Below are 22,622 nucleotides of genomic sequence, written 5' to 3'. Positions count from 1 at the left end.
ATTGACCCACCCCGCCGACTCCGCAAGCTCCGTCGGCTTCCATCCCCCTAGATCAGCAGGGCGGACGATAGGCCATCCGCGGCACATGCGCCTGCCACACCTCGCGGGTCAATACCGCGCGACCGACATCGCAGATGCGCGCGATCGCGTGTTGCGGGTCCAGATCCCACATGCTCATCACGCCGTTCCCGGTGCCGACCAGATATCGGCCCGCCGGATCGAAGGCCAGCTGCCAGCTCGTCGTGCTCGGCACGGTGATCGAATGGCCGAGCGGTCTCGGATGCGCGCGGTCGCTGAAATCCCAGATCCGCACGGTCGAATCCGCGCTCGAGGTCGCCATCGTCGCGCTATCGGGACTGAAATCGACGGACAGGATATTCAAGCCGTGCGTCGCGATCGGCTCACCCAGTTTGCGCACCGCGGCGGGATCGGAGATATCCCAGGTCTGCAGGGTATCGGCCGCGAGACTGACCAGCGTCTTGTTGTCCGGCGTAACACCGATCCAGCCGAACGGTTTGGTCGGCTCGCTCGGAATCTCACTCAGCACATGGGGTTCGGCCGGATTCGACATATCCCAGAGCCGGATGACATATCGATCCTGGCCGGTATCCGCCCGATCGAAGGACATGGTCGCCATCAGCTCATCGCCGGAGCTGTACATCGCGAATGCGCCGCCGCTTCCGGTGGCCAGCGGCAGCCGACGCCCCAGCGCGACCGGATGGGCCCGGTCGGCCAGGTCCCACACCTGGAACGACCAGGCCGCGTCGTCGGCAATGGTCCACAGATAGCGACCGCCCGGACTGAACATGGCGGCAAAGACGCCCGGCAGTTCCGCGAGCGTGTGCGCATGCGCGGAATCGCTGACATCGTGCAGGATCAGCCGCGGCGGTGATCCGACCGTCGACACGGCGGTGCGCCCGTCTCGGCTCAGCGAAGCTCCCGCCGCGTACAGCTCGGTGGGGCCAGGACCGAGGTCGGCGAGTTTGCGCAGGTCGGCGCGATCGCGCACATCCCACAGCGCGACCCGGCCGTTGATCGCGCCGGTCACCATGGTGCCCTCAGTGCTGAATGCCGGCGGTACCGGCAACCACCCGAGCCGCCCGGGAAGCACTGCGGGCGCCAGCGACCAGAGCCGGACCACGCCGAGCGCGCCCGCAGCGGCGACGGTATGGCCGTCCGGGCCGAAGGCCAGCGAGTTCTGCGCGTCCTGGCAGACCAGCATGGTACTGACCTCGGGGCACGGTGACGACGACGCCAGCAGCGGCTCGCCAAGCGGCCTCGGATTGGCGCGGTCGGCGATATTCCACACCGTGACACCATTGCGGTTGCCTGCGGCAAGGACGTCGCTGTCCGGGCTGAACGCGAGCGAGCGCACCGCCGAATTGGCAGTCGCGAGTAGCGAACTGCGGAAGACGGGCCGGACCGGATCGGTGATATCCCACAGTCCTACGGTGGCATCGCCGGTATTCTCCGCCCACGGCGAATCGCCACCACTGCCGACCGCCAGGGTCGCACCGTCCGGGCCGACCGCCACCGCCCGCACCGGCCGCGCCGGACTCGAAATCGGCGCGCCCAGCGGTGTGGGGGCCTCCCCGATCGTCCAGAGTTGGATCGCATCGTCGTATGCGATGGCGAGCCAGGATCCCTTGGGGTGAAACGATATCGATCGAATCGGCTGCGGAATCAGCAGCGGGGCACCGATTTTCGTCGGTGCCGCCGGGTTCTGCAGATTCCACAGCGTGACTGTGCGATTGTTGTCGGCCGCCGCGAGCACCCGCCCGTTCGGACCGAAGGCCACCCGCACCACATCCCCGGCGATCGGGGCGGTCGCCGGGACCGGATGTCGCGGATCGTCGACACTCCACAGCTGTAATGCCGTGCCGCACGCCGCCGCAAGGAGTTTCCTGTCGGGGCTGAACGTCACCGAGGTCGCGGCGGCACCGCAGTTCAATGGCGTGCCCATGGGCCGTGGACGCGCGCGATCGACGAGATCCCACAGCCGGATGGTGTGGTCTTCGCCCGCCGAAGCGAGCAGCGCGCCACCCGGTTGATACGCGACTTGGTCGACCGCGCCGACATGTCCGGACAGCGGAGTGGCCAGCGGCAGATTCTGTGTACTCAGCAGGCGCGAATTCACGTCCGGGTCATCGGGCTCGAGGCGATGGGCGACCAGGGCGAGTTGGGCCGACAGGGTGGGGTCGGTGGTGCGCAGGCTCTCGGATTCGGCGAGCACCGCCGATAACAGGGCATTGTCCCGTTGTTCGTCCTTCAGCCGGACTTGGCCGTAGGCGGCGATGCCGAGCACGAGCACACCGACACCGAGCAGGGCGAGCACCGCACGCGTCGCGGCGGCCCAGCGTCGCGACGTGGTGCGGGAAGTCTGTGCCGCGGTGAGGAATTCGGTCACTGTTTCGGTGGCCGGATGCCGGACGATGGCTTCTTTCGCGGTCGCCAGCCGGGTGCCGCGGTAGAGCAGGGCCGGGTCATTGCTCGAGGAGGACCAGTCCGCCGCATCGGCTTCCAGCCGTTGGCGCACCAGATAGCCGACTCGATCCTCCTCGATCCAGGCCCGCAGTCGAGGCCAAGCGCGCAGCACGATTTCGTGAGTGAAGTAGGCGCTGTCGGCATCGGAGGTGACCAGCCTGGCCCGGACCAGCGTTTCCAGCACCGCCGCGGCGGCCTCGGAATCCACTGCGCGGGTCATCAATTCGGCGCGGGCGGCGCGCCGCCTGGTGTCGTGACCGTCCGAGCCGACGCTGACCAGGTTCAGCAGCAGCGGTTTCGCCTCGATCCGCTGGGTGACGGTGAGTTCGTCCCAGGCCTGTTCGGCCGTCGCCGCGACCGAACCCGTGACCCCGCCCGCCTTGCGATAGCCGGCCACCGTCAGGCGTAGTCGTTCCCGATGTTCCCAGGTCGCCGCCATGACATGGGAGAGCAGCGGCAGGGCACCGGGATCGTAGCTGCGCCGGTTCTGGTGATCGCCGAGGCCACAGAGTTCGGTGACCACCAATTCGACCAGTCCGGGTTCGAGTTCGAGTCCCGCCGCCGCGGCCGGTCCGGTAATGGCCTCGGACAGTTCGCTCAGGCGCATCGGGCCGAGTACGTAACTCCGGTTGTTCAGTACGTCTTCGAGGATCGGATAGTCGAGACACGGTGCATAGAAGTCGGCACGGACAGCCAATACCACTATGACCCAACGGCTTGCGTGCGGCTCGGCCAGATTCGCCAGCGCGGTGAGGAAGTCCTCGCGGTCCTGCTCGTCCTGGCAGGCGGTGAACAGCTCCTCGAACTGGTCCACGATCAACAGGCCGTTCTTGCCGATCGCCCAGTCGTCACCAACCGCTTCGGACAACGCGGTCCGCGGTTGCGCGCCGGGAGTGACAGTCGTTATCTGCCAATCCTTTTCGACTTTCCGAACCGCTGGGATCAAACCGGCGTGCAGCAGCGAGGATTTACCCGCACCCGACGCACCGACCAGGGCGGCAATTCCGCCCCCAGGCGCACCGAGCGAGCTCAGCACCAGTTCGGTGCAGTCGGTGGTGGCCCGGCTGCGGCCGAAAAACCATGCGGCATCGTCGGATTGATACGACGTCAACCCCCGATAGGGGCATACGGCGGTGGCCGGATCGTTCTCGGGTTTCCAGCTGACGGCCGCCTGCCACAGCCGCCGCCATTCCGGTAGATCCACCAGCTGGCGCTGTACCGGCGCGGCCGACTTCTTGGCCAGATCGATCAGAGTCAGCAAAATCGGCAGCAGCGTCTCGAATTGCGCTGGAACGTTGCGGCCCGAACGCCAGTCGCTGATCCGCTGCAGCGATGCGGTACCACCCTTGGCCGGCCCGCGGGTGGCCTTCATCCGCGCCTCGGCGGCGGCCGCAACCTGCCGCAGTTTCGGATTGCCAGCGGCCTCGAACAAGCTCATCAGACGTTGAGCGAATACCGATCTCGGCGACACGCCCCTGCGTAGATCGGATTCCGATTCGACCGCGCCAACCACGGGCCAATGATAAGCGGCGGCGAATCGGACCCGACCAACAAGATCAATCTCGGGCACCATGGTCGGCATGGATCTACGCATCTTCACCGAACCGCAGCAGGGCGCCGACTACGACACACTGCTCACCGTCGCCAAAGCCACCGAGGATCTGGGTTTCGACGCGTTCTTCCGCTCCGACCACTATCTGGCCATGGGTGGCATCGACGGCCTGCCCGGACCGACCGACGCCTGGATCACTCTTGCGGGGCTGGCCAGGGAGACCAAGCGCATCCGGCTCGGCACCCTGGTGACGGCCGCCACCTTCCGACTACCCGGACCGCTGGCCATCCAGGTCGCCCAGGTGGATCAGATGTCCGGCGGCCGAGTCGAATTCGGACTCGGCAGCGGCTGGTTCGCCGAGGAACATGCCGCCTACGGCATCCCGTTCCCACCGGACAAGTTCACCAGGTTCGAGGAGCAGCTGGCGATCATCACCGGCCTGTGGGCGACCAAGGTCGGCGACAAGTTCACTTTCGACGGTGCGCATTACGCGATCACGGACTCCCCCGCCCTGCCGAAGCCGGTGCAGGATCCGGTGCCGGTGCTGATCGGCGGACACGGTGCGACCCGCACCCCGCGCCTGGCCGCCACATACGCGACCGAATTCAATATGCCCTTCGCCCCACCAGAGGACAGCGCACGTCAATTCGACCGCGTGCGCGCCGCCGCCGAGGCTCGCGGCCGTCGCCCCGACGATCTGGTCTACTCCAATGCCCTGGTGGCCTGTGTCGGTGCCTCCGATGCCGAAGTGGCGCGCCGGGCCGCCGCCATCGGCCGTGAGGTCGAGGAACTGAAGAGCAACGGGCTCGCGGGCTCCCCCGCCGAGGTCGTCGACAAGATCGCCCGCTACGCCGAAATCGGCGCTACCCGTCTCTATCTCCAGATCCTCGACCTCGACGATCTGGCGCACCTGGAACTCATTGCGGCCCAGGTGATGTCACAGCTGTAGATCTTCCACGGTGGCGGATTCGTTGCGGGACAGGTTGATTCCCAGATTCGCCGCCGTCCGATCGATATCGTCCTCGTCGGCGCTGCCCATTTCGATGGCGGCGCCGTCGGAGGACAGTACCTCGACGTTGAGGCACAGCGACTGGAGCTCTTTCAGGAGCACCTTGAACGACTCCGGAATGCCCGGCTCCGGAATGTTGTCGCCCTTGACGATCGCCTCGTACACCTTGACCCTGCCCGCGATATCGTCGGATTTGATGGTGAGCAGTTCCTGCAGCGTGTAAGCGGCGCCGTAGGCCTGCATGGCCCAGCACTCCATCTCACCGAAGCGCTGACCACCGAACTGCGCCTTACCACCGAGCGGCTGCTGGGTGATCATCGAGTACGGACCGGTCGAACGGGCGTGGATCTTGTCGTCGACCAGGTGGTGCAGCTTCAGGATGTACATGTAGCCGACGGCCACCGGGTACGGGAACGGCTCACCGGAACGTCCGTCGAACAATGTCGCTTTACCATCCGCACCGACCATTACCTCACCGTCGCGGTTGGGTAGTGTGCAGCCGAGCAGCCCGCTGAGCTCTTCCTCACGTGCGCCGTCGAAGACCGGGGTGGCGAGATTGCTGTCGGCAGGCGCGGCCCGCATGTCCTCGGGCAGCGAAATCGCCCAGTCGGGTGTGCCCTGAATCTCCCAGCCCGCCTTGCCGATCCAGCCGAGATGGGTCTCCAGGATCTGGCCGATGTTCATACGACGCGGCACACCGTGACTGTTCAGGATGATGTCCACCGGAGTGCCATCGGGCAGGAACGGCATGTCCTCGGTGGCGAGGATCTTGCCGATGACACCCTTGTTGCCGTGGCGGCCGGCCAGCTTGTCGCCGTCCTGGATCTTGCGTTGCTGCGCCACATAGACGCGCACGAGTTCATTGACACCGGGCGGCAGATCGTCGTCGTCCTCGCGCGAAAACACCCGAATGCCGATAACTTTGCCCGATTGACCATGCGGCACCTTCATCGAGGTGTCGCGCACTTCGCGCGCCTTCTCACCGAAGATCGCGCGCAGCAATCGTTCCTCCGGGGTCAGCTCGGTCTCACCCTTGGGAGTGACCTTGCCGACCAGGATGTCACCGTGACGCACCTCCGCACCGACGCGGATGATGCCGCGCTCGTCGAGATCGGCGAGCACTTCGTCGGAGACGTTCGGGATATCGCGGGTGATCTCCTCGGCACCGAGCTTGGTGTCGCGGGCATCGACTTCGTGCTCCTCGATGTGGATCGAGGTGAGCACATCCTGTTCGACGATGCGCTGGGACAGGATGATCGCGTCCTCGTAGTTGTGGCCTTCCCACGGCATGATCGCCACCAGCAGGTTCTTGCCGAGCGCCATCTCACCGTTCTCGGTGCACGGACCATCGGCAAGCACTTGACCGGACTCGACCCGCTGCCCCTCGTCCACGATCGGGCGTTGATTGACGCAATTGCCTTGGTTCGAGCGGGCGAACTTGCGTAACCGGTAGCTCTTGCGGGTGCCGTCGTCGGCCATCACGGTGATGAAGTCGCCCGAAACCTCCTCCACCACACCGGCTTTCGTGTTGACGACCACATCGCCCGAATCGAGGGCGGCACGAAACTCCATACCGGTACCGACAATCGGGGATTCGGAACGGATCAGCGGCACGGCCTGGCGCTGCATGTTCGCACCCATGAGGGCACGGTTGGCGTCGTCGTGTTCGAGGAACGGAATCATCGCGGTCGCGACCGAAACCATCTGGCGCGGTGAGACATCCATGTAGTCGACCTCATCGGCGGGAACCGATTCGACCTCCTCGCCGAGGCGCCGGGCCAGGATCTTGTCCTCCACCAGGTATCCGTCCGCGTCGGTCAGCGAATTGGCCTGCGCACGCACATACCGTTCCTCTTCGTCGGCGGTGAGGTACTCGACCCCATCGGTCACCCTGCCGTCGACCACCTTGCGGTACGGCGTCTCGATGAAGCCGAACGGATTGACCCGCGCGTACACCGACAGGTAGCCGATCAGGCCGATGTTCGGGCCTTCCGGGGTCTCGATCGGGCACATCCGACCGTAGTGACTGTGGTGCACATCGCGCAGTTCGAGGCTGGCGCGTTCCCGGGACAGACCACCGGGGCCCAGCGCCGAGAGTCGACGCTTGTTGGTCAGACCCGACAGCGGGTTGTTCTGGTCCATGAACACCGACAGCTGCGAAGTCCCGAAGAACTCCCTGATCGACGCGGTGACCGGACGGATATTGATCAGCGTCTGCGGGGTGATGGCTTCGACGTCCTGGGTGGTCATCCGCTCGCGGACCACCCGCTCCATCCGCGACATGCCGACCCGGATCTGGTTCTGGATCAGCTCGCCGACCCTGCGCAGGCGACGGTTGCCGAAATGGTCGATGTCATCGACCTCGACCCGAACCTCGACGCCACCGGGCGCCGTCATAGTCCGTTCCCCTGCGTGCAGCCGGACCAGGTACTCGATGATCGCGATGAGATCCTCCTCGTTCAGCACCTGGTCCGTGGTGGTGCTGATGCCGAGCTTCTTGTTCATTTTGTAGCGCCCCACGCGCGCCAAGTCGTAGCGCTTGTCCTTGAAGAACAGGTTCTCGAGGAGCGCTTGCGCGGACTCCTTGGTCGGCGGCTCACCCGGACGCAGCTTGCGATAGATATCGAGCAAGGCGTCGTCGGTGCCGACCGTATGGTCCTTCTCCAGGGTCGACATCATGACCTCGGAGAATCCGAAGCGCTGCGTGATCTGCTCGGAACTCCAGCCGAGCGCCTTGAGGAAGACCGTCACGGGTTGGCGGCGCTTGCGGTCGATACGCACACCGACGGTGTCGCGCTTGTCGACATCCAACTCCAGCCACGCACCACGCGACGGAATGACGCGCACCCCGTGCAGATCCTTCTCCGTGGCCTTGTCGACGCTGTGATCGAAATACACACCCGGCGAACGCACCAGCTGCGAAACAACCACACGCTCGGTGCCGTTGATGATGAACGTGCCCTTATCGGTCATCATCGGGAAATCACCCATGAAGACCGTCTGGCTCTTGATCTCACCGGTGTTGTTGTTGATGAACTCGGCGGTCACGAACAACGGCGCCGCGTAGGTCATGTCCTTGTCTTTGCACTCGTCGATGGAGGCCTTGACCTCTTCGAAACGAGGATCCGAGAAAGAAAGGGACATCGACCCGGAGAAGTCCTCGATCGGCGAGAGCTCCTCGAGCACCTCCTGCAGTCCGCCTGTCGAACTACCCACACCGAGCTCGGCGGCGCGGGCTTCCCATTCCGGGCCGCCGATCAACCAGGCGAACGAATCGGTCTGCACGTCGAGCAGGCCGGGGACCTCCAGTGGCTCCCGGATCCTGGCGAAGGAAATCCGCTTCGGTGCACCGACCGTCCGGCTCGATTCTGACAAGGTGCGTCCTTCCCCTCACGCAATGCGCGAACATCGCTTGTCTACTGACGAATTCCGCCCCGGCCGCGCACCCGAACGAAACTCGCGCACCACGAAGGAAACATCACCACAGCGGATGATGTTTACAACGATTGGTTCGTGAGGTGGACAGGAGGCAACCAGCGCAACGTCCAAAATTACACTCGCACTCACTGAATGTCGAGTGCGGAATCAGAATAGGAGTCAATGTTTTTGGGCTACGTCGAACCCGCGCTGAATTGCTTCCCATTTATAGAATAACTTGCGCAACCCGCCTACGTCAAGCTTTTCGCCACATTTCAGGCGATGGGCCGGTCCGTTGGCAGATTGACGAAGCTGGGCGCATCCGGATCGAGCCGCAGGTATTGCGTCTTGAGTTCGGTGGCGTTGAGCATCGGCCGAAAAGCCAATGCCTTCGGCACGTTTCCGGCGAACACATCCACCCGCAGCCGGTGGCCGGGCAACAAGACGGCCTGCGTCGGGATGACCGCGATATCCAGCGTCATCGGCTTTCCCGGCACGACGGGCAGCATGCTCTCCAGGGTGATCGGGTTGTACGGCGCGGTGTAATCGCCGCTCGCCGAGCGCATACTCCGCGCCTCGTCCACCGCACGCAGCGACGCGGTGAGCTGGCCGGTGGTCAACACGGTCGACGTGCCGTCGGGCGAGACATCGTTGACGGTGACGTCCCAATAGCCGTCCGTCGCATCGTGAACCGCATTGAGGTGCACATTGATCGGCCCGGAGATCACCGTCGGCGCACTCATCTCCGCACTGGTGAAGGTCAGCCCGTTGCCCTCGGCGACGCGAGAGTCCTTGGCGCAGATATCGAATGGCGCGGCTAGACCGGCGGATCCCTGAGCGGCATCGCGTGAGCACGCCATGGTCACCCCCGGCGACACCTGCAGCGCGATGCGCTCATTCGGCTTCGTCGAGGACAGCGAGCCGTCGTGCACCGAATGCTCGGCGGTATCGCTCGACGCCGAGGACAGGTAGACACGGCGATGCGTGACACCGGATTCCGGGAACTGCCCCATGGTCTTCCAGCCCGAGCCCTGCTCCCACAGCGTGATCGGCCCGAAGTCGCCGATGCCGTTATCGATGCCCTTGAGCCACTTGTCGAACCACACCCGCTGCAGCACATCCAGCCGCGGCGGCGCGCCGGCCGCACCGGTTCCGGCACCCGGATTCGCATGATAGGTATCGCCGATCAGCAACTGCTTCTTCGCCTGCGGCAGTGGGATCACGTTGTAGAGTTTGGCCGCGCTATTGGCGAAGATGTCGTGCCAGCCGCCATACATGAAGGTGGGCACCGTGATTCGGTCGGGATGTCCGAGAATCCCCTGCCGGAATTCACTGTCGTCGTCGAGTGCGGCGGCCAGTGTCGTCGGTACCCGGTCCAGCGACGGGGTCAGCAGCGCCTGGGCCAGCAGATCGGAATTGGTTGCCGGATCGGCCATCCTGGCCTGGAGCCATTTCCAGTCGAAGGTGCCGTTGAGCATGGACTGCACGTCGGGAATCAACTTCGCCTGGTTCACATTGTTCAACCACAGTGGCAGGAAGGTCGTACCGATACCGCCGCCCGGCGCGACGACATCGCGCATCAGGTCGCTGCCCGCCTCCACCGGGAAGATGGCTTTCAGTGCGGCAGGGGCGTTTTCGGCCGCACGCAGTTGATTGATGCCCGCATAGGAGCCACCGCTCATACCGACAGTGCCGTTGGACCACGGCTGCTTCGCCGCCCAATCGATCACCTCGCGGGTGTCCAATTGTTCACGCTTGCCGAGCGTGTTCCAGTTGCCCTGGGAGAAGCCGGTGCCGCGGACGTCCGTGACGACCAGCGTGTACCCGCTGCGGATGAGATTGCGGTCGATGCCGAGCACAGTCTGGATCATGCCGCCGTCCAGTGCCTGCATCAGGTCGCCGAATCCGCTGATCGGTGTGCCGGACAGATTGAGGCGCCGGACCATGTCCATGGTGAACGGCCGCAGTCCGGGCGCGGCGAACGCCGAATCGACCAGATTGCTCATGAGTTTGGTGTACGGCGTGAGATTCACGATCGTCGGCAACGGCTGGCCGACCACCTTGTTCGCCGCGTCGACGGGCCGATACACATTGGCCTTGAGCACGACCCCGTCGCTCATGCGAATCGGGACGTCCCAGTCGATATGGATATCGGGATACTGCTGCGGGCCGTCGTGCATAGCGGTCCATCGCTCGCCGAGGGTGCTGTCGATGCTTTGCTCGGCGGTCGCGGAGCCGCCGCCACTCGAGGCCAGTGCCACCACGGCCGCGACCACGGTCGCCAGTCGAATAAAACGCATAAGCGCAGGTGCCACTCCATGCCCCGACAACTCGTGATCCCCTCTCGACTGGTACGCAGCATGCAGACAAGATCGCCCGATTTGACGCGCGACGACCATAGCAACCTATTGGCGAATATTCCGCTAGGTACGGTCCGTTCGGTTCGTCGAAATTCCCCGCAGACTCGCTGGACCCACCACACTGCGTGACCGAACCGTGACCGATCTATGTCGAATTACCGATCCGCGCTCCGCCCCACAGGTACACGCCTCCACTTCCGAGGCCTGGGCGGCGAGGTCATTATCTTGCCGATGGACGAATCCGCGAACTGAGTTATTTCGGCAGTTCGAGGCGATCCGTGATGCCGTCGAGCAGGCTGGTCAGCGTCCACTCGACGGGGTCTACTCCGCCAGCGGAGGTGCGCGCGGCGAGCCAGCGGGCGAAGGCCGGATAGCGACCGCCGGCGAGGATCGGTGCCAGCATCGGTTGCGCGGCGGCGGCCAACTCGTCGTCGGTGTGCAGTCCGGAACGGGCCCGCATGCGGTTCTCCTCGGCGAGTTGCAGTGCGGCGCCGATGAGATGACCGTCGACGGCGGCGGTGATCAGCGTCATATCGTCGGCGCCGATATCGAGGGGCTCCAAGAGGGCGAAGCGGAAGTCGAAGTAGCGCAGTGCGTTCGGCCCGAGGGGCGGGCGCGTGTGCACGAGTTCACCGAACCAGAGGTGGCGCTGGATCACCGACCAGGTAGCCAGCGAAAGCTCTTCGAGCGCGGTACGCCAGTGGCCCGAAGGTGTTGTGGGTAGCGGAATCTCGCCGTAGACGGCGTCGATCATCAAGTCGACCAGCCCGTCCTTGCTGCCGACATAGCGATACAGCGACATCGGCGTGGACGCACCGACCGCCGTGGCGATCCGCCGCATGGTCAGCGCCCGCGCGCCCTCGGCATCGGCCGTGGTCAATGCCGCACGCAGGATGCTCGCCCGGCTCAGCGTCGTGGTCGGGCGGCCCGGCGGTTCGGGTAGCGACCAGATCAACGGTCCGGGCGGCGACGGATCCTCCCTCACTGCCACCTCCTTGCCGGGCATTCAACCATTCGTGTACAAAGTACACATGCTGTACAACGTACACGCACCTCGTGTTCTCATCGTCGGCGGCGGATTGGTCGGACTGTCGGCCGCGCTGTTCCTGCGCCGACAGGGCATCGCAACGGTGCTGGTCGAACGCAGGCCGACCACCTCGCCGCAGCCCAAAGCCCGGCGCATCAATATCCGGACCATGGAACTGTTCGGCCAGCTCGGCATTGCCGAGGAGGTGCTGGATGCGGCGCGCGACCTCACGGCGTACCAGCACTTCGCGGCGGGTCCGACGCTCGCGCTGGCCGAACGGATTCCCTTCACGCTGCCCGGCGGGGTGCCGGACTGGTCGGCCATCACCCCGGCCACCGCCTGCCTGTGTGCCCAGGATCGGCTGGAGCCGGTGCTGCGGCGCATCGCCGTGGCACGCGGCTGCGATGTGCGGTTCGGCGTCGAACTCACGGACTTCGCCGACGAGCCCGAGGGCGTCACCGCCACGATTCGCGCCGCCGACGGCACGGTCCAGCGGTTGCGCGCGGACTATCTGATTGCCGCCGACGGCGCCTCGAGTCCGATCCGCGAGCGGCTCGGCATTCCGCACGATGGTCGTGGCACGCTCGGCCGAGCCGTCAATGTCTACTTCCGCGCCGATCTCGCCGAGCTGGTGCGCGGCCGCGAATTCAACCTCTGCCAGATCGAGAATGCCGATGCGCCAGGAGCTTTCGCCTCGATCGACGGCTCACAGCGCTGGATATTCACCACCACCGAGGGAGTCGACCGTCCCCTGGATGAATGGCCGAGCGTATTGCGAACGGCCATCGGTGTTCCCGATATGCCGATCGAGCTGCTCAGCGTATTGCCTTGGGAGCCGGGGATGTTCGTTGCCGAGCAATACCGTGCGGGCCGCGTCTTCCTGGCCGGTGACGCCGCTCATGTCATGCCGCCCTTCGCCGCCGCGGGCGCGAATACCGGCATCGAGGACGTGCACAATCTCGCCTGGAAGTTGGCGGCCGTCCTGCGCGACGAGGCCGATCCGGCATTGCTGGACACCTACCACGCCGAACGCCGCCCGGTCGGCTGGTACATCGCCGACCAGTCGAGCATCCGCACCGCCGACCTGCGCACCATGAATCGCGAAGCCACCGAGGCCACACCACTCGCCGATCCGATCGCCCTGATCCTGGGCAATCGCTACCGCGCGGGTGCGCTCATCGACGACGGCAGCCCGCACACCATGGCGCATCTCGATCTCACCGGCCAACCCGGCACTCGCCTGCCTCATCGCCGACTACCCGACGGTCGCTCCACACTCGACCTCATCGGAATGTCCTGCGCTCTCCTGGTCGGCCCGGCAGGCACCGCATGGAAGACCGATCTACCGCTGGAAATCCATGAGCTGGACCAGGATTGGCCCGACACCGTCGGCCTCTCCCCCACCGGCGCACTGCTCGTGCGCCCCGATCAGATCATTGCCTGGCGTATGCCGAGCCTGTCGAGCGATCCGGCCGCCGAGCTGAACGCTGCCCTGGATCGCTTAATGCGATGACGTTATCTCGGCGGCGTCCCGATCGTCTGGACTTGCTTTCCATCCCAATGGAATTGGACCGGCGTGAGCGTGCCGTCGGGGCAGGCATTGCAGCTGCCGGGCGTCTTGTAGACCACGCCGACGGTGTCATCGGTCGTATGCCCCGGATCCAGCGAAGTGAACCCGAGACTCTCCCGCGTGCCGGTACCGACGAATTCGCCCCTGTGGAACAGCAGCACTTGATTCGGCGAACTGCCGGTCGCGCCCTCGACCGTAATGATCACGGCCGACAGCGTGACGCACGGATCGAAGGTGCCCTCGAATCCGGCCGGATCAGTGGACCACGGCACCTTGGTGATCGGATCGATGGGCAGCGTCGCGATGGCGGAACCGATCACCGGCGCGGTCAGGTCGACGCCGCATTTCACCGTCGGCGCGGCACTCGACGTGGTCGCCACCGTGGTGGTCGGGTCGAAATCGGTTATCCGGCCGCCGTTATCGCCCGAGCCGCATCCGGTCACACAGGTGAGTCCGATACCGAGGGTGAGCAAAACGAGCCGATAGGTCTGCATCGAGGGAAGGCCCCTTCAGGTCGGACGGTTTCTCGATCGCGCTCCGCGCATCATCATCGCATCGTCGAATCCGGCGGTCGCCGCGGCCGGGCTCCCACGGGTGGGGTCGCTGCCCGGGCGGTGAGTCGATAACGTCGACATCCGTCCGAGTCCTGATGAGGAGATCTGAATGGGTTCAACGATTTTCGCCGTGTTCCTACCGCTGGCCCTGGCGCTGGTGATGTTCGGACTCGGGTTGACCTTGACCGTCGACGATTTCGCCAGGGTGCTGCGGTATCCCAAGGCGGCGGTGGTCGCGCTGGTGTGCCAGATGATCGTGCTGCCCGCGATCTGCCTGGGTCTGGTCTATCTGTTCCGGCTCGAGGGTGCGCTGGCCGTCGGGGTGATGTTGCTCGTCGCCTCGCCGGGCGGGCCGTCGGCGAATCTGTTCAGCCATATCGCCGGTGGCAATGTGGCGCTGAATATCACGTTGACGGCGATCAATTCGATTCTCGCCGTCTTCACCCTGCCGCTGGTGGTCACGCTGTCGTTCACGCTGTTCATGGACGATGACGCCGCGATCGGGCTGCGGCCGGATAAGTTCGCCCAGGTGTTCGCGATCGTGCTGGTCCCGGTCGCGGTGGGGATGTGGGTGCATCGCCGGTTCACCGATTGGGCCGAGCGGATGCGCAAGAACGTCAAGATCGTCTCGGCGGTGGTGCTGCTGCTGGTCGTAGTGGCGGCGGTGGGGCGCGAGTTCGACACGCTGACCGAGAACATCGGCAAGCTCGCCACCCTCAGCCTGCTGCTGTCGACGCTGAGCTTCGTCATCGGGTACACCGTGCCGCGCTTGTTCCGGGTGCAGACCGATCAGGCGATCGCCTCGGCGATGGAGATCGGCATCCACAACGGCGCGTTGGCCATCGCGGTCGCCTCGAGTGTGCTGCACAATTCGCAGATGGCGGTGCCGCCCGCGGTCTACGGGGTGCTGATGAATGTTCCCGCCGCCATCGCCGCATACTTATTGGCGCGGCAGTTGCGCCGCGCGGCTCCCACACCGATTCCGGCCGCCACCGGCTAGGGGAACCGAGCACGGCCTGGGTAGCCTTTGCGTGTTCGACGTCAGGTGAGAGGACCCCAGTTCGCGATGCGACCGCTCGGCACAGACGATCCCACGCGGATCGGGGACTACCGGCTACTCGGCCTGCTCGGCGCGGGCGGTATGGGCCGGGTGTACCTCGGGCGCAGCGCGGGTGGCCGCACCGTCGCGGTGAAGGTGATCCGGCCGGATCTGATCGGCAACGAGTTCCGGGAGCGGTTCCGGCGCGAGGTCACCGCGGCGCGGCGGGTCGGCGGGAAGTTCACCGCGCCGGTGCTCGACGCGGATGTGGATTCGACGCCGCCGTGGCTGGCGACCGGCTACGTGGCCGGATTCTCGTTGACCGATGCGGTCGAGCAGTTCGGCACGTTCAGCGAGAACACGCTGCTGGTGCTCGCGCACGGTCTGGCCGAGGCATTGATCGCCGTGCACGGTGCGGGGATCGTGCATCGCGATCTGAAACCGTCCAATGTGCTGCTGGCCGTGGACGGTCCGAAGGTGATCGACTTCGGCATCGCGCGCGGTGCCGAGGACAGCGCATTGACGACCACCGGAAATGTCATCGGCTCACCGGGATTCATGTGTCCGGAGCAGGTGGTCGGACCGACCATGGGACCCGAAGGTGATGTATTCGCACTCGGCGGCGTGCTCGTCTACGCGGCGACCGGGCAGGGGCCGTTCGGCGCAGGCGAGACCGTGCAGATGCTGTATCGGGTGGTGTACGAGGAGCCGCGGCTGACGGCCGTGCCGGACCGGCTGCGGCCGCTCATCGCGGCGTGCCTGACCAAGGATGTGGCGGCGCGCCCGACACCACAGCAGTTGCTCGATCAGCTTGCCGAACTCGGGGTTCCGGAACGCGGCGGCTGGCTGCCGGCGCCGGTGCTCGAAGAGGTGAGCAGGCGGGCGGTTGCGCTGCTCGATCTGGAATCCGGGCCGGTCGAGGCGGTCGGACCGGATCCGGCGCGGTCGGCGGCGACGATTTCGCGGCCGTTGCCACAATCGAATTCGGGGCCCCACACACTGTCCCGGCCTGCGGCCGATACGGTGGCTTGGCACTCTGGAAATACCGGATGGCAATCCGGACCTCCTGGGCCGCAAGCGAATTCGAGCCGTGTGTACGCGCCGTATCCGCCTGCGCAGGACCAGTCGGGGCCGCAACCCGCCTACTACTACCCGCCGCCCGCACCGAAGAGTCGTTCACGTCGGACCGCATGGATCGTCGCGGCCGTGGTGGTCGGGCTCATCGTCGCGGGCGGCGCATTCCTCATCGGGACGCAGCTGACCGACAAGTCCTCCGATTCCGCCGCGACGGCTAGCACTTCGGCGGTGGTCACCTCCGTCGCTCCCACGACCACCGCAACGACGCAGACCTCCGCGACGAGCACTTCGGCAGCGGCCACGGACTCGGCGGTACCCGAAGCGCTCGTCGGCAAGTGGACCGGCACCGCACGGGATGCGCTCGCCACCTTCGATATCGAGTTGACCATTCACGACGGGAAAGTCGGCGAGGAGATCGCCACCTCGGCCAATACCGGCCAGGCATCGCGCAGCCGTTGCGAACGCGCCGAACGTCTGACCAATGCCACCGACACCCAGCTCACCTTCGTGGCACGGCTCAGCGGCGGTGCGAGCGGGTGTATGGACGAGGGGTCGACCTCGAAGGTCATCCTGCAACCCGACGGTTCGGTCACCTACAGCTTCAGCGGCGGTTTCAGCGGTGTGCTCGGCGATGTCACCGGCAATCTGCACAAGAACTAACGGGCGTGCTTCGTCGGGCGCGCCTTCCGACGCTTCCGACACCGATCGTCCATCCTGTGGACCGACAACGAGCTGTATCCGTGTGAAGGGATCATTCGAATGCGCGTAGTAGCCGAGGTGCTGGTCGGCCTGGTGGCGTTGCTGCACATCTACATCCTGGTCATGGAGATGTTCCTGTGGACCACGCCGCGGGTACGCGCGTCCTTCGGCAGCACCGTCGAATTCGCCGAGCAGACCAAGGTTCTTGCCGCCAACCAGGGCCTCTACAACGGCTTCCTGGCGGCCGGTCTGATCTGGGGCATCATCGCCTCGGACCCGGTCGGATTCGCCGCGATGATCTTCTTCACCGCATGCGTTGTCGTCGCCGGGGTCTACGGCGCGGCGACCGCGAACCGTCGGATCCTGTTCGTCCAAGCGCTGCCCGGAGCGATCGCCCTTGTCGCGGTGCTGATCGCGGGCAGCAACTAACGCTTGCCGAACCGTCGACGCGCGCGAGCTCGCTCGATGGCCGCCGCCCAGGACAGCTTCGCGATGGCACTCGCCTCCCGCACCACGCCACGCGGATCGACAGTGAGCAGATCGACACCCTCGCGACCGACCAGCCCGGTCACCTCGCATTGATCTTCCCTCCCATGGTGGATCCCGCCCTCGACAGTAGCCCGCGACGTCGCGGCAGTTGGCGGGCCGACGCACGAGCAGGCACGATCGAGACAGCACCGCCGAATGATCAGTCGGAGGGATACGCATGCGTAGATTCATCGGGATCGCGATCGCCGTGCTGATGATCGGCGCGGTGGCCGGATGCGGCAGCGATTCCGGCGCCGGGCCGGACATTGTCACGAGCACCGCGCCGAGCACGCCATCGGGTGTGCCGGATCTGGCCGCGGGGGAGGAAATCGTGCACGGTATCGACGTGCCGTGGGGACTGGCCTTCCTGCCCGAAGGTGGGGCCCTGGTCGCGGAGCGGGATACCGGCCGAATTATGCGGGTGGTGCCTGGACGCGAGCCCGAGCAGGTGTACGAGGTTCCGGGTGTGGTCGCGCGCGGCGAGGGTGGTCTGCTCGGGCTTGCCGTCGGGGCGGACTATGCCGAAACACAGTATGTCTATGCGTATTTCACCGCTGCCGAGGACAATCGGATCGTGCGGTTCCGGCTCGACGGGCAACCGGAGGTCATCTTCGCCGGTATTGCCAAGGCAGGGAACCACAATGGCGGCCGGATCGCGTTCGGGCCCGACGGCATGCTGTATGTCGGAACCGGAGATGCGGGGCAGGGCGCCAGCTCTCAGGATCCGGCGAGCCCCAATGGCAAGATCCTCCGGCTGACACCCGATGGCGCTCCGGCACCGGGCAATCCGACGTCCGGTTCGCCGGTTTACAGCCTGGGGCACCGCAATGTGCAAGGTCTGGCTTGGGATCGGGCAGGCAGATTCTTCGCCGCGGAGTTCGGTCAGAACGCCTTCGACGAGATCAATCTGATCGAGCCGGGTCGCAACTACGGCTGGCCGATCGTCGAAGGCAAAGGCGGCACCGATCGGGGATTCGCCGACCCCGAAGTCATTTGGAAGCCTTCGGAGGCATCGCCGTCCGGCATTGCCATCTCCGGCGACACCCTCTATGTCGCGGCTTTGCGCGGCGAGCGATTGTGGACGGTTCCACTGCACGACGGCACACTGGGCACACCGCAGGCCCAAGTGCCCGACCTGGGCCGCCTGCGCACGGTGGCAATTGCCCCGGACGGTGCACTGTGGCTGACCACCTCCAACACGGACGGCCGCGGTGACGTCCGTGCCGGTGATGATCGGATCGTCCGCTTCCCGGCGCGCTGAGTTCCCTTATTTGACAACCTTTCCGACTGAGCGCAGATCGCGGCGCAGCAGTGCGGTCTCCCTGGCGTAGCCACGGCGGCCGAACATCCGATACAGCAGCCGGACGGGAGCCGGGATATGTCCGGCGAATACCGACCACTCGCGCTCATCGGCCTCCTCGGCGATATGACCGAGGAATACCAGGGCCCGCCCCTTCGAAAACGACGCCATACCGCGCTTGCCGAGCTCGGCCCACTCCGACTCGGTCAAGGTCTCGGCCACGATCGGTAGTACCGAATCTTCCTCCAGGCGAAGATGTTCGGTGAGCGCCTCGTGTAGTCGACGTAGCCCCTCGACCAGCAGATCCGCCGTCTCCGCACCGCCCTGATGTTCCCACTCGGACAGTTCGGAATCGACGCGGCGCATGAGCGCATCGACCTCTTCGTGCTGGGTCTGCATGAGATCGATCAGCGTCGAATCCAGTTCCGCCCAACGCAGTTTCGGCCAAACCAGCTCGTCCTCATTGCTGTGATGATGATGCAGAGCGGCGAGCATCTCGCGCGCATGTGCGCTCACCCGCGCTACCTGTTCGGCATCCATGGGCGAGGTCGCCTCGACAATGTCTGCCAGCAAACGGAATTCGCGTCGAAACACCCGGTGCACCAGCACCATGTCGTGGGTATCACAACCCGGCGGCTCGGCCGCCCGGCGGCTCATAACACCTGCTCCAGCGCAGACAGAAGATCCCCGATAGTCATTTAGTTCCTCCCGATACTAAATGCACTCCTGTGCAATAAGTGCAACTTAGTATAGTTTTGGCCGAGGCAACACTGTCAAGATGTCACGCGGAGGACACGCAGCGAATGACCGAGCAACGCGCCCGGGTCAGCGAGATCACCCAGGTCGAGGAAACCGCCCAGCTCACTTCGGGCCGCGTCGCCCAGCGCCGACGCACCCGCAAAGCCATCGTCGACGCCTCCATGACACTGCTGAACCGCGGCGTCGAACCCTCGGTGAACGACATCGCCGCCGCTGCGGACGTGTCCAGACGCACCGTCTACCTGCATTTCCCCACTCTCGACCAGTTGATGCTCGACGCCACCATCGGCCTGCTCAGCGCGAATACCGATGAGGCGCTGACGAATATCCATTCCGCGGACCCGCGCGTGCGCATCGCCGAACTGGTGCGGGCGATGGGTGCGGAGATCACCGAGCTGCTACCGATGGGGCGGCGGTTGGTGAAGCTCACCGTCGACCCGCCCACGGAGGACGCACCACGACGTGGCCATCGCCGGGTGCGTTGGATCGAATGGGCGCTCGAACCATTGCGTGTCCGCATGTCCCAGCCGCAGTTCGACGATCTCGTGTCGACTATCGCGCTCGTGGTTGGCTGGGAGGCGTTCATCGTGCTGATCGATGTGCGCGGGCTCGAGCCTGATGCTGCCGTCGAGGTATGTGCCCGCACGGCGGCGACTCTCGTGGATGCCGCGCTACGCTCGCTCGAAAACTCATAGGCCGCACTGGGTCATCCTGCGGCACCTGTCCATTCAGCCTTCGGTATGCGTTGGCCCGAACGCCAGACGGCCAGCGTCAGTGGGACGCCTGGACGGTAGGCAATATGGGTGACCGAGGGGGCGTCGAGCACCTGAAGGTCGGCTCGGGCACCGACCTCGACAACCCCGACATCGTTGCGGCGCAACGCTTTCGCGCCCGCTGCGGTAGCCGCGTACACCGCTTCGGCGATCGAGAGGCCCATCTGGAGTACGGCCGTTGCGACGCAATAGGCCATCGATGTGGTGTAGGAACTTCCCGGATTGGCATTGGTGGCAAGGGCGACGGTCGCGCCCGCGTCGAGCAGTGCGCGGGCGGGAGCGAGGGGTTGGCGGGTGGACAGGTCACAGGCGGGCAGGACGGTGGCGACGGTGTCCGAGGCGGCGAGGGCCTCGATATCGGCGTCGGTGAGGTAGGTGCAGTGATCCACGCTGGCCGCGCCGTGGCGGACGGCCAGTTGCACACCGGGGCCGGTGCCCAATTGGTTGCCGTGTACGCGCAGACCGAGGCCGCGTGCGGCGGCCGCGCGCAGGACACGATCGGACTGATCCTCGTCGAAAGCGCCTGTCTCACAGAAGACATCGGCCCAGCGCACATGCGGTGCGACCGCGTCGAGCATATCGCCGCAGACCAGGTCCACGTAGGTTTCGGCATCGGCACCGGGCGGCACCAGGTGTGCGCCGAGGTAAGTCACCTCGTCGGCGATGGCGGCGGCGATGCGGGCCGAGCGTGCCTCGTCGGGCACGCTCAGGCCGTATCCGGTCTTGGTCTCCAGGCACGTCGTACCCTGGCGGTAGGCCTCGGTGACGTGGCGACGCAGGTTGGCCGAAAGCTGGTCGTCCGAGGCGCTTCTGGTGGCGGCCACGGTTGTCGCGATACCACCGGCACGGTAGGGCTGACCGGCCATTCTGGCCTCGAATTCGGCGGTGCGATCACCGGCGAAGACCAGGTGGGTGTGGCTGTCGACCCAGCCCGGCAGCGCGGCGCGGCCGCCGATATCGACCCGATTATCGACGGCGGGTGCGGATTTCGCCGGACCGATCCAGGCGAACCGATCATCCTCGAGCACAACTGCGGCATTGTGCAGTGGGCCGTCCGGTGCGTTGGTGGTCAGCTCGCCGATACCAGTGATGAGGGTCGACACGGTGCCCTTTCTGTCGGTGGAGATTCCGGTCTCTTCGTCGCCACGTGCGATCAGGGTGAGCACAAGGCCCGAATCTCTTCTCGTAAAAGGTTTTCGGGGCTTTCCATCAGCGCATGGCGGCCTTCGGAGACCACCTGCCGCCCGGCGATCAGCACCTCGCGGATATCGGTGGCCGAAGCGGCGAACAGTGCGGCCGCTGGTTCGGTGCCCGCGGTCCGGATCGAGTCGAGATCGACGGTGACCAGATCGGCCGCCGCGCCCGCTTCGATGCGGCCTGCCTCTGGCCAGCCGATAGATGCGTGATCTGTCGCCGCACCGAACAACTCCGCGATCTCGAATCGTCCGCGCGTGTGGGAGGCGAGACGTTCGTTCAACTCCAGCGCACGCCACTCCTCGAAGCCGTCCACGACCGCGTGACTGTCGGTGCCGAGGCACAGCCGGACTCCGGCGTCGAGAAGTTCGCGGGCGGGACCGATGCCGTCGCCGAGATCGCGTTCGGTGGTCGGGCAGAAGCATGCCCGCGACTTTGCCGCGGCCAGCATCTGGATATCGGCGGTGCTCATATGTGTGGCATGCACGGCCACCGTATCCGGCCCGAGCAACCCGTTGTCCGCCAACAGCGCGGTCGGCGTAAGCCCGTGTGCAGCAAGGCAATCACGATTCTCGGCGGGTTGCTCGGACAGGTGGACGTGCACCGGCCGACCGCCGGCCTGTCGGGCGACCACGGCCAGTGCTCGCGGAGGCACCGCGCGCACCGAATGTGCGGCCACACCGGTGCGCACCAGTTCCGACTCCGGTTTGAACGCGGCGGCACGCTCGGCCCAAGCCTCCGCATCACCGTCACTGAAGCGAAGCTGGTGTTCGTCCGGCTGTCGACCGAATCCGCCACTGAGATAACAGGTATCGAGCAGAGTAAGCCGAATTCCGGCCTCCTGCGCCGCCGCGGCCAGGGCCGCACTCATCGCATTCGGATCGGTATACGCCACGCCGCCGGGGGCGTGATGCAGATAGTGGAACTCGCCGACGCTGGTGTATCCGGCGAGCACCATCTCCGCGTACACCCCGCGCGCGAGCCGGTAATAGGAGTCGGGATCCAGTCGATCTGCAACCGCGTACATCCGTTCCCGCCACGTCCAGAACGAGCCCTGGTCATGGTGGGTACGCCCGCGCAAGGCACGATGGAAGGCATGTGAGTGCGCGTTCGCGAAACCAGGAATGGTCAAGCCGCGCAGCACGTTTCCGTTGGACTCGGTTCCTCGGGCTACCGATCGGATCGTCGATCCGGCGACATCGATCGTCACCCGTTCGGCCAATCCGTCCGGTAGCCAGGCATATTCGGCCCAATAGACGCTCATTCGACCGAACTCCCGC

Annotated in this window: 16 protein-coding genes; 7 read left to right on the top strand and 9 right to left on the bottom strand. The window is 65.5% G+C overall.

The features are described from left to right. Positions 1-52: 52 nt before the first annotated feature. Entirely contained in the window at positions 53-3,922 is a 3,870-nt protein-coding gene (locus ACZ60G_RS20990; RefSeq protein WP_465811713.1) for an nSTAND1 domain-containing NTPase, read from the bottom strand. A 142-nt stretch (positions 3,923-4,064) separates the two neighbouring features. On the opposite strand from ACZ60G_RS20990, the gene ACZ60G_RS20985 reads away from it, so the two are divergent. After that, positions 4,065-4,985: an LLM class F420-dependent oxidoreductase gene (locus ACZ60G_RS20985; RefSeq protein WP_465811712.1), complete on the top strand. Its 921-nt coding sequence runs from the start codon at positions 4,065-4,067 to the stop codon at positions 4,983-4,985. On the opposite strand, the gene rpoB is transcribed toward ACZ60G_RS20985, so the two are convergent. From rpoB to ACZ60G_RS20970, 3 genes are all read right to left on the bottom strand, one after another. Continuing rightward, on the bottom strand, positions 4,974-8,420 hold the full coding sequence (gene rpoB, locus ACZ60G_RS20980; RefSeq protein ID WP_465811711.1) for a DNA-directed RNA polymerase subunit beta: 3,447 nt from the start codon (positions 8,418-8,420) through the stop codon (positions 4,974-4,976). The two genes, ACZ60G_RS20985 and rpoB, sit on opposite strands and share 12 nt — an antisense overlap. Before the next feature lie 317 nt (positions 8,421-8,737). Further along, positions 8,738-10,762, bottom strand: a complete 2,025-nt coding sequence (locus ACZ60G_RS20975; RefSeq protein WP_465811710.1) for a CocE/NonD family hydrolase — start codon at positions 10,760-10,762, stop codon at positions 8,738-8,740. 313 nt (positions 10,763-11,075) lie between these two features. Further along, positions 11,076-11,807, bottom strand: a complete 732-nt coding sequence (locus tag ACZ60G_RS20970) for a TetR/AcrR family transcriptional regulator (RefSeq protein ID WP_465811709.1) — start codon at positions 11,805-11,807, stop codon at positions 11,076-11,078. 46 nt (positions 11,808-11,853) lie between these two features. Between ACZ60G_RS20970 and ACZ60G_RS20965 the strand changes: the two genes are divergently transcribed. Further along, positions 11,854-13,362: an FAD-dependent oxidoreductase gene (locus ACZ60G_RS20965; protein ID WP_465811708.1), complete on the top strand. Its 1,509-nt coding sequence runs from the start codon at positions 11,854-11,856 to the stop codon at positions 13,360-13,362. A gap of 2 nt (positions 13,363-13,364) precedes the next feature. Here ACZ60G_RS20965 and ACZ60G_RS20960 read toward each other — a convergent pair whose 3' ends face one another. Further along, positions 13,365-13,913 carry an LppP/LprE family lipoprotein gene (locus tag ACZ60G_RS20960; RefSeq protein ID WP_465811707.1) on the bottom strand — a complete coding sequence of 183 codons (549 nt, stop codon included), beginning with the start codon at positions 13,911-13,913 and terminating at the stop codon, positions 13,365-13,367. 169 nt (positions 13,914-14,082) lie between these two features. Between ACZ60G_RS20960 and ACZ60G_RS20955 the strand changes: the two genes are divergently transcribed. The 3 genes from ACZ60G_RS20955 (at position 14,083) to ACZ60G_RS20945 (ending at position 17,217) form a co-directional block, all read left to right on the top strand. Continuing rightward, positions 14,083-14,973, top strand: coding sequence for a bile acid:sodium symporter family protein (locus ACZ60G_RS20955; RefSeq protein WP_465811706.1), 891 nt, complete (start codon positions 14,083-14,085; stop codon positions 14,971-14,973). Positions 14,974-15,039: 66 nt separating this feature from the next. Then, positions 15,040-16,749, top strand: coding sequence for a serine/threonine-protein kinase (locus tag ACZ60G_RS20950; protein ID WP_465811705.1), 1,710 nt, complete (start codon positions 15,040-15,042; stop codon positions 16,747-16,749). Positions 16,750-16,848: 99 nt separating this feature from the next. Then, positions 16,849-17,217: a DUF1304 domain-containing protein gene (locus ACZ60G_RS20945; RefSeq protein ID WP_465811704.1), complete on the top strand. Its 369-nt coding sequence runs from the start codon at positions 16,849-16,851 to the stop codon at positions 17,215-17,217. On the opposite strand, the gene ACZ60G_RS20940 is transcribed toward ACZ60G_RS20945, so the two are convergent. After that, a complete protein-coding gene (locus ACZ60G_RS20940; RefSeq protein WP_465811703.1) occupies positions 17,214-17,360 on the bottom strand; it encodes a hypothetical protein in 147 nt (48 codons plus the stop codon). The genes ACZ60G_RS20945 and ACZ60G_RS20940 overlap by 4 nt on opposite strands. Positions 17,361-17,494: 134 nt before the next feature. On the opposite strand from ACZ60G_RS20940, the gene ACZ60G_RS20935 reads away from it, so the two are divergent. Next, a complete protein-coding gene (locus ACZ60G_RS20935) occupies positions 17,495-18,577 on the top strand; it encodes a PQQ-dependent sugar dehydrogenase (protein ID WP_465811702.1) in 1,083 nt (360 codons plus the stop codon). A 6-nt stretch (positions 18,578-18,583) separates the two neighbouring features. Here the strand turns inward: ACZ60G_RS20935 and ACZ60G_RS20930 are convergent, their stop codons facing one another. Then, positions 18,584-19,273, bottom strand: a complete 690-nt coding sequence (locus ACZ60G_RS20930; protein ID WP_465811701.1) for a hemerythrin domain-containing protein — start codon at positions 19,271-19,273, stop codon at positions 18,584-18,586. Between the two features lie 146 nt (positions 19,274-19,419). Here ACZ60G_RS20930 and ACZ60G_RS20925 point away from each other — a divergent pair, with 146 nt between their 5' ends. Then, the gene (locus ACZ60G_RS20925) at positions 19,420-20,070 is read left to right on the top strand and encodes a TetR/AcrR family transcriptional regulator (RefSeq protein ID WP_465811700.1); all 651 of its coding nucleotides are present in this window, start codon (positions 19,420-19,422) and stop codon (positions 20,068-20,070) included. An 11-nt stretch (positions 20,071-20,081) separates the two neighbouring features. Here the strand turns inward: ACZ60G_RS20925 and hutI are convergent, their stop codons facing one another. Continuing rightward, positions 20,082-21,251 carry an imidazolonepropionase gene (gene hutI, locus ACZ60G_RS20920; RefSeq protein WP_465811870.1) on the bottom strand — a complete coding sequence of 390 codons (1,170 nt, stop codon included), beginning with the start codon at positions 21,249-21,251 and terminating at the stop codon, positions 20,082-20,084. A gap of 50 nt (positions 21,252-21,301) precedes the next feature. After that, positions 21,302-22,606 (bottom strand): formimidoylglutamate deiminase, encoded by a 1,305-nt coding sequence (locus tag ACZ60G_RS20915; RefSeq protein ID WP_465811699.1) that lies wholly within the window; start codon positions 22,604-22,606, stop codon positions 21,302-21,304. Positions 22,607-22,622 lie beyond the last annotated feature (16 nt).

This window comes from Nocardia sp. NPDC102475 (genome assembly GCF_055584605.1).
The sequence above is the reverse complement of the archived record's forward strand: the minus strand, read 5'-3'. Positions and strand labels throughout refer to the sequence as shown.